This window comes from Companilactobacillus sp. y65-5 (genome assembly GCF_057541095.1).
The window spans coordinates 310,990-317,631 of sequence record NZ_BAAJOA010000003.1 but is presented as its reverse complement, the minus strand read 5'-3'; the positions used below and the strand labels follow the sequence as shown (position 1 = coordinate 317,631).

The 6,642-nt window shown below is 43.9% G+C and carries 8 protein-coding genes; 5 read left to right on the top strand and 3 right to left on the bottom strand.

The features are described from left to right. From AC27FM_RS07975 to AC27FM_RS07965, 3 genes are all read left to right on the top strand, one after another. A partial coding sequence (locus AC27FM_RS07975) for a transposase (protein WP_487087213.1) occupies positions 1-166 on the top strand: 166 nt, incomplete at its 5' end. A 271-nt stretch (positions 167-437) separates the two neighbouring features. Continuing rightward, positions 438-695: a hypothetical protein gene (locus AC27FM_RS07970; protein ID WP_487087206.1), complete on the top strand. Its 258-nt coding sequence runs from the start codon at positions 438-440 to the stop codon at positions 693-695. A gap of 76 nt (positions 696-771) precedes the next feature. Further along, complete coding sequence (locus AC27FM_RS07965) at positions 772-1,524, top strand: alpha/beta fold hydrolase (RefSeq protein WP_487087205.1); 753 nt, start codon at positions 772-774, stop codon at positions 1,522-1,524. A 56-nt stretch (positions 1,525-1,580) separates the two neighbouring features. Here AC27FM_RS07965 and AC27FM_RS07960 read toward each other — a convergent pair whose 3' ends face one another. After that, the gene (locus AC27FM_RS07960; protein WP_487087204.1) at positions 1,581-3,035 is read right to left on the bottom strand and encodes an o-succinylbenzoate--CoA ligase; all 1,455 of its coding nucleotides are present in this window, start codon (positions 3,033-3,035) and stop codon (positions 1,581-1,583) included. A gap of 62 nt (positions 3,036-3,097) precedes the next feature. Continuing rightward, the gene (gene menB, locus AC27FM_RS07955; RefSeq protein ID WP_487087203.1) at positions 3,098-3,913 is read right to left on the bottom strand and encodes a 1,4-dihydroxy-2-naphthoyl-CoA synthase; all 816 of its coding nucleotides are present in this window, start codon (positions 3,911-3,913) and stop codon (positions 3,098-3,100) included. A gap of 27 nt (positions 3,914-3,940) precedes the next feature. Between menB and AC27FM_RS07950 the strand changes: the two genes are divergently transcribed. After that, positions 3,941-4,315, top strand: coding sequence for a PaaI family thioesterase (locus AC27FM_RS07950; RefSeq protein WP_487087202.1), 375 nt, complete (start codon positions 3,941-3,943; stop codon positions 4,313-4,315). On the opposite strand, the gene AC27FM_RS07945 is transcribed toward AC27FM_RS07950, so the two are convergent. Continuing rightward, positions 4,312-4,833: a DUF308 domain-containing protein gene (locus AC27FM_RS07945; RefSeq protein WP_487087201.1), complete on the bottom strand. Its 522-nt coding sequence runs from the start codon at positions 4,831-4,833 to the stop codon at positions 4,312-4,314. The genes AC27FM_RS07950 and AC27FM_RS07945 overlap by 4 nt on opposite strands. Before the next feature lie 433 nt (positions 4,834-5,266). Here AC27FM_RS07945 and AC27FM_RS07940 point away from each other — a divergent pair, with 433 nt between their 5' ends. Beyond that, positions 5,267-6,628 carry an aspartate aminotransferase family protein gene (locus AC27FM_RS07940; RefSeq protein ID WP_487087200.1) on the top strand — a complete coding sequence of 454 codons (1,362 nt, stop codon included), beginning with the start codon at positions 5,267-5,269 and terminating at the stop codon, positions 6,626-6,628. Positions 6,629-6,642: the final 14 nt, after the last annotated feature.

Here is a 6,642-nt window from a genome sequence, read left to right as displayed (position 1 = left end):
AACATGGTTTAAAAAATATCCAGAAACAAAAAAGAAACTATGGGGTGGTCACTTATGGTCGAGCAGTTTCTTTATGATTACGTTAGGAAGTATTTCTAAAGACGTAGTAGAAAAATGTATTGAGGATCAATTAAAAGAATACAACAATGGTCGCCCAAGACGTTGATTCATCATGGCAATAAATTACCGTATTTTCTCAACTGTCGACCTTATAAAAATTTATCCATTCAGGTATCCTTAAAACCCTATCAGGTCAAGCATAATTCAATTCAATATAATTTATTTATATAAAAGTGAATTCCAAACGCTCAATAAATGTAAGATAATGCATTTATGAGCTTTAAGACAAGTTCTGCGCAATGAGATACATGGGGAAAGTTCAATATTTCTAAAAGAGAAAGGCGGGGAAGACCTTGGAGGAAATGAGAGAGCTGAAAATGGACCGTAAGGAAGTCATTCAGACAATTGAGGAGTCAGTAGGAGCATTCAATATGCTATCCGAAAGCAATTTGATCGGCATAGTCATGAAATACCTTGATCGCTTCGAAAATGATGATTTCGCACCAGCACTATTAGATTTTCGAAGGGACTTAATTGAGTACGATGAGAAGACCGATCATGTCAATGAACGTGACGTCGACGAACTCATCTTTAAAATCAATCAATCATTCAATCGCTCAAGTAGATATTACTAATCCGCAGTGGAGACCAAAGGGCTTGGTCTCTTTTTTTTGTTCGCTGAATCAAGTAAGATAAGTCTGAGGTGATATTATGGTGAAGATTTATCAGAGGACATTACAAGATGTACCGATATTGGAAGTGGTCGAGGAGACATATCGCTATCGCAAAGTTCCGTTGGTGATTTTTTATCATGGTTGGAGATCGGATAAGGAATTGGTCTTGACGCAGGCTAGAAAGCTCGCCGCCAAAAAAATCCGCGTCATCTTACCAGATGCGATGAATCACGGACAGAGGTTACAAGATGTTTCGTCGATCCCGTCATTTACTTTTTGGAACAGTATTCAAGGCAATCTGGCTGAATTTGACTTGATCAAAGATTTTTATTTGAAACGTGACTTGGTTCTAGATGATAAGATCGGTGTCAGTGGTTATTCGATGGGTGGGATGACGACTGGCGCCTTAATGACAAAACATCCGGAGATCACTGCCGCGGCTATCATCATGGGCACGCCCAACTTAAATGCCTATGCCAAGTTAGTCCGTGATTCAGCGAATCAGCATCATTTGTACATTCCCGCTGACATGGAGAGTTTGACGAGTTGGATAAACGACTATGACTTGAACCAGCACCCAGAAGCCATCGACAAGCGGCCGTTATTGTTCTGGCACGGGACGGATGACGAGCGGATCCCTTATGCCCAGTCAAAAGACTTTTTCGACAAGATCCACGGTCAAGATTACGCCCAACAAGTCGCGTTCATCACGGGTTATCAGGCCATGCACTTGGTTGAAACACGCTTGATGGATAAGATCGCCAATTTTTTTGAATATTATTTGTACTAAAAAAGAAGCTGTGTGAAGTGATTTCACAAGCTTCTTTTTTAGTTCTTTAGTGATTTTTAGATAGTTTGATATTCGATATTTTGAAATTTACGTCGCAAGACTTTGCCACTGGCGGTACGAGGAATGTGCTGAATCAAGCGAAATTCCTTTGGTACCTTGTAGTGAGCTAGTTTTTCTCGACCGAATTCGACCAAGTCCTCACCAGACAAATAGGCGCCAGTATCTAAAGTCACGTAGGCGACGGGGATCTCGCCCCACTCGTCATTCTTGACACCGATGACGAAGATACTGTCTAGGCCTGTCAGCTTACTATAAATATTCTCGATCTCTTCGGGATAGATGTTCTCACCACCGGAGATGATCATATCGTCCTTACGCCCCTTGACGAAGAGGAAGTTCTCGTCATCGAGATAGCCGATGTCGCCCGTCTTGTAGAAGCCATCTTTAGTCATCTTCCGTGCAAAAAGATCAGGCTGATTCAAGTAACCTTTGGCTACATTGGGAGCTTTGATCTCAATATCGCCGACACCTTCACTGTCGATGTGATTGATCCGCAAGTTGACGGGGAAGAGTGGCTGACCAGAGGAGCCGACTTTTCTCTGCGCATCGGCGAAGTTCAGTGCCACGACATTTGAGGCCGTCTCCGTCATACCATAGGACTGGATGACGGGGATGTGCAACATGTCACAGCGTAACAGAGTCCAATTGTCGATCGGACCGCCACCGAGGAAGACGCACTTGAAATAATGATTGTAGTGTTTGCCATTGGGCAGATAGTTCAGTAGTCGCTTGAGCATCGTCGGTACGAGTGAGATGATCGTCGCATGTTCGTTGATGAGCACCTTGTTGAGGTGATCTTCGTTGAAGTTGTTGATCAAGTAGACGGGGATGCCGTAGATCAAAGACCGCATCATGATCGAGAAGCCAGAGATGTGAAATAACGGCACCGTCAAGACCCACGAGTCTTGGTCGTTGATCCCGAGATTGAGCGAAGTACCGATGGCCGAGTAGAAGTGATTGCCAAAAGTCTGCAAGACACCTTTCGGTCGACCAGATGTACCAGAGGTATACATGATCGAAGTGATATCTTGATTGTCGAATTCCATAACGGGACGATAATCCTTGTCCGGTTTCATGCTCAAAATATCCGAGAGCAGGATCTTGTTGGTGTCGATCTTATTGATATTGTGGTAGTCGCTGGAATCATCGATCAGACAGATCTTCGCCTGCGAGTCGTTGAGTTGATATTCTAATTCGCTGGTCGATAGTCTTGTATTCAAGAAGACGATCTCGGCACCGATCTGTTGCAATGCCAAAATAACGATGTAGCCGTTGAACGAGTTACTGATGAACAAGGCCGCCCGTTGTCCTTTTTGAATGTGATTGTGTAGTTTTTTTGCACAGAGTTGGACCGTAGAGTTCAATTCACTAAAAGTAAAATCTGAATGCTCGATGATCAGAGCCGTTTTATTTGGATCCAATTTTGCACGTTTAGTTAGCCAATTTTCCATATTGACTCCTTTGAATGAGTTGTAAATATCTCTTCGTGGTAGTTTAGTAGAGATACAGTCACTTATGGGAATTTAGGGAATTTATCGAAGTCAGGGTCACGTTTTTCGAGGAAGGCATCTCGGCCTTCTTTGCCCTCGTCAGTCGTGTAATACAACATCGTTGAGTCACCAGCTAGCTGTTGTAGACCAGCGAGCCCATCGGTGTCAGCGTTCATAGCTGCCTTGATGAAGCGGATGGCAGTCGGTGACTTCTGCAAGATCTCGTTGCACCATTCGATAGTTTCTTTTTCGACGTCAGCCAGTGGCACGACTTTGTTGATCCAGCCCATCTGGAAGGCTTCGTCAGCTGTGTAGGGCTTGCAGAGGAACCAAACTTCTTTGGCACGCTTGTGTCCGATGACGCGAGCCAAGTAGGCGGAACCGTAACCGGCGTCAAAACTGCCGACCTTTGGTCCCGTCTGCATGAACTGGGCGTTGTCAGCTGCGATCGTCAAGTCACAGACTAGTTGCAGGATGTTACCACCACCGACAGACCAGCCACGGACCATGGCGATGACCGGCTTAGGGATTATTCGGATCAAGTGCTGCAAGTCCAAGACATTCAGTCTAGCGATATGGTCTGGTCCCACATAGCCACCGTTGCCGCGGACGCTCTGGTCACCACCAGAACAAAAGGCGAGATCGCCTTGACCAGTCAAGATGATAGCACCGATCGAAGCGTCATCACGACAAATATTGAAAGCGTCAATCATTTCATGTACAGTGACAGGTGTGAAAGCATTGCGCTTTTCAGGACGATTGATAGTTATCTTGGCAATTTTGCCCATTCTTTCAAAAATAATCTCTGAATAATCTTTAATGTTTTTCCATTCATTCATAAAAAAATAACCTCCGAGGTGTAAATAATGAACCTATTAGAAAATTTGGGTATCGAAGCAATCGAGCAGAACAAGAATCGTGTAGTCTTGCAGATGGAAGTAACAGCTAAACATCTACAACCATATAAGATCATGCACGGTGGAATCAACGCTGTCTTGGCGGAGACTGCCGCCAGTATCGGTGCTAATCTTAACATAAAGGAATCAGATGAAGTGGCGGTCGGAGTAGACATATCGACCCATCATCTGAACACAGTCAAAGACGGAATCATCATAGCTGAAGCTCTGCCGGTCAAAGTCGGTTACACGATCCAAGTCTGGCAAGTTATCACCCATCCAGAAGGCAGTGCCATCAATAATAGTATGAGCACGGTAACCTTGAAGACGACGAAACTACGTTAGTTGCGGTATATCCGTGAGTTGATGATCTCGAAGAAGGCCAACAGGATCAAGGCCACTCCAAAGAGACGGTAAATGAACAAGATCATCCTTGGTGGTTCTAAAATGAACAAGATACCCGCGAGGATCAGTAATGCTGAATAAAAATAATCAAGCCAAGGAGTTATATTGACTTGTTTTTTTGTCTCATTTGAATCACGGAATTGATTGATGCCGTTGACTAAGAGGATGATCCCTAAGACGGGTGGCACTAAGACGACGATGAACCTAGCAACGATCGGGATCGCCGCCGCTAAGATCAGAGCGCCGATCCCCAAGCCGATAGCGATGTTGGTCTCACCAGTCTTGTTCCGAATACTGACACCATCGATGATCGAGAGCACGCCATAGATGGCGATGTAGCCTGATACCAAATAAATAATCATGTCCAGGCTTTTGGTTGGAGCCATCACTATCAAAATCCCCGTCACTAATAAAAAAACAAAACGCAGCCAACGATAGAGTTGGAACTGTTTGACCATTTCTTCACTTCCCCCAAATATATATATCCTTACTACATAACAAAATTTTACCACAAATAAATTTTAAGGATTGGACGAATAATTTCACAAATCAGCTTGATCATCTCTAATAAACCCGTTATAATACGGTGCAAGCTGAGAATTATATTGTGAATCATACTGATAGCACTATTCCGTGCGATTCATTATCTAAATTACGTCGTATATGGATACTGAACCCTAAGAAGCACAGATATAGCGAATTCGGATGGTATTTTCATAAGATAAATTAGATTTAATTTAATAATTGGGAAATCACAAAATAGTGTTATTTCCCTTTTTTAATCCCCAAAAGTCTGGTGAATTATTACAAATTTGTAAAAAAACTTGCAACTAAATTAGAAAACTATTAGAATTACACTATTTCCACCAAACAATATTAGGGGGTGTCATTATGGATGCGCAAAAAGTAGATCATGATCACGAGGAGGCTCACCGATTGATTCAACGTGAAAATCAATTTTACGCTAAATCAGCCCGGATGGATTACTATGACTTAGTAATCGACCACGCACACGATGCAACATTAGTCGATGTCGATGGAAATGAGTATATTGATGTCCTGGCTAGCGCCTCAGCTATCAATGTGGGACATACTAGCGAAAAGGTCGTAACAGCGATTCAAGACCAAGCCGCAAAGCTGATACACTATACTCCGGGTTATTTTCATCATCAACCAGAACAGGAACTCGCAGAACGACTGGCAAAGCTCGTGCCCGGTTCACCTAAGCAAGTAACCTTCGGTAACTCTGGTTCAGATGCGAATGATGCGATCATCAAGTTTGCACGTGCCTATACAGGTCGTCCTTACATCGTGTCGTTCATGGACTCATATCATGGCTCTACCTACGGATCTATGACACTGTCAGGTGTTAGTTTGAACATGACTCGCAAGATGGGACCGCTACTACCAGATGTAGTGCACGTCCCATATCCGGACTTGTACCGCAGAGTTCCCGGCGAAAGCGAACATGACGTAGCACTGAGATACTTCGAACAATTCAAACAACCATTCGAATCATTCTTGCCAGCTGACGAAACAGCTTGCGTCTTGATCGAACCGATCCAAGGAGACGGCGGTATCCGCAAAGCTCCTGAAGAATTCATGCAATTGGTTTATAAGTTCTGCCACGACAATGGGATCCTCTTCGCAGTCGATGAGATCAACCAAGGAATGGGTAGAACCGGCAAAATGTGGAGCATTCAACAATTCCAAGACATCGAACCCGACTTGATGTCAGTCGGTAAGTCACTGGCTTCAGGGATGCCACTGAGTGCCGTTATCGGTAAGAAAGAAGTAATGGAGAGCCTCGATTCTCCAGCTCACTTATTCACGACTTCAGGTAATCCAGTCTGTTGTGCAGCTGCGTTAGCTACACTGGACGTTTTGGAAGAGAAAAAACTGCTTGAAAAATCAGTCGAAGACGGGGAATATGTAAAGAAGCGTTTCTTAGAAATGCAACAAAAATTCGAAGAAATCGGTGATGTTAGAATGTACGGCCTAGATGGTGGGATCGAATTAGTCACAGACAAGGAATCTAAGACGCCTGACGCTGACTTCGCAACCAAAGTCATCTACTATGCCTTCCAACACGGGGTAGTCATCATCACCCTCAAGGGGAACATTCTCAGATTCCAACCACCGTTGGTCATCACTAGAGAACAATTGGACACAGTCCTTGACGTTCTAGAAGCAGCTATCACCGCTGCTGAAAAAGACGAAGTTGTGGTACCAGAAGGTAAGATCGGCTGGTAAACGACACACTTATA

Excerpts from the sequence above, each read along its gene's own strand:
- AC27FM_RS07970 (WP_487087206.1), top strand. The coding sequence starts at position 438 with ATGGACCGTAAGGAAGTCATTCAGACAATTGAGGAGTCAGTAGGAGCA.
- AC27FM_RS07965 (WP_487087205.1), top strand. The coding sequence starts at position 772 with ATGGTGAAGATTTATCAGAGGACATTACAAGATGTACCGATATTGGAA.
- AC27FM_RS07960 (WP_487087204.1), bottom strand. The coding sequence starts at position 3,035 with ATGGAAAATTGGCTAACTAAACGTGCAAAATTGGATCCAAATAAAACG.
- menB (WP_487087203.1), bottom strand. The coding sequence starts at position 3,913 with ATGAATGAATGGAAAAACATTAAAGATTATTCAGAGATTATTTTTGAA.
- AC27FM_RS07950 (WP_487087202.1), top strand. The coding sequence starts at position 3,941 with ATGAACCTATTAGAAAATTTGGGTATCGAAGCAATCGAGCAGAACAAG.
- AC27FM_RS07945 (WP_487087201.1), bottom strand. The coding sequence starts at position 4,833 with ATGGTCAAACAGTTCCAACTCTATCGTTGGCTGCGTTTTGTTTTTTTA.
- AC27FM_RS07940 (WP_487087200.1), top strand. The coding sequence starts at position 5,267 with ATGGATGCGCAAAAAGTAGATCATGATCACGAGGAGGCTCACCGATTG.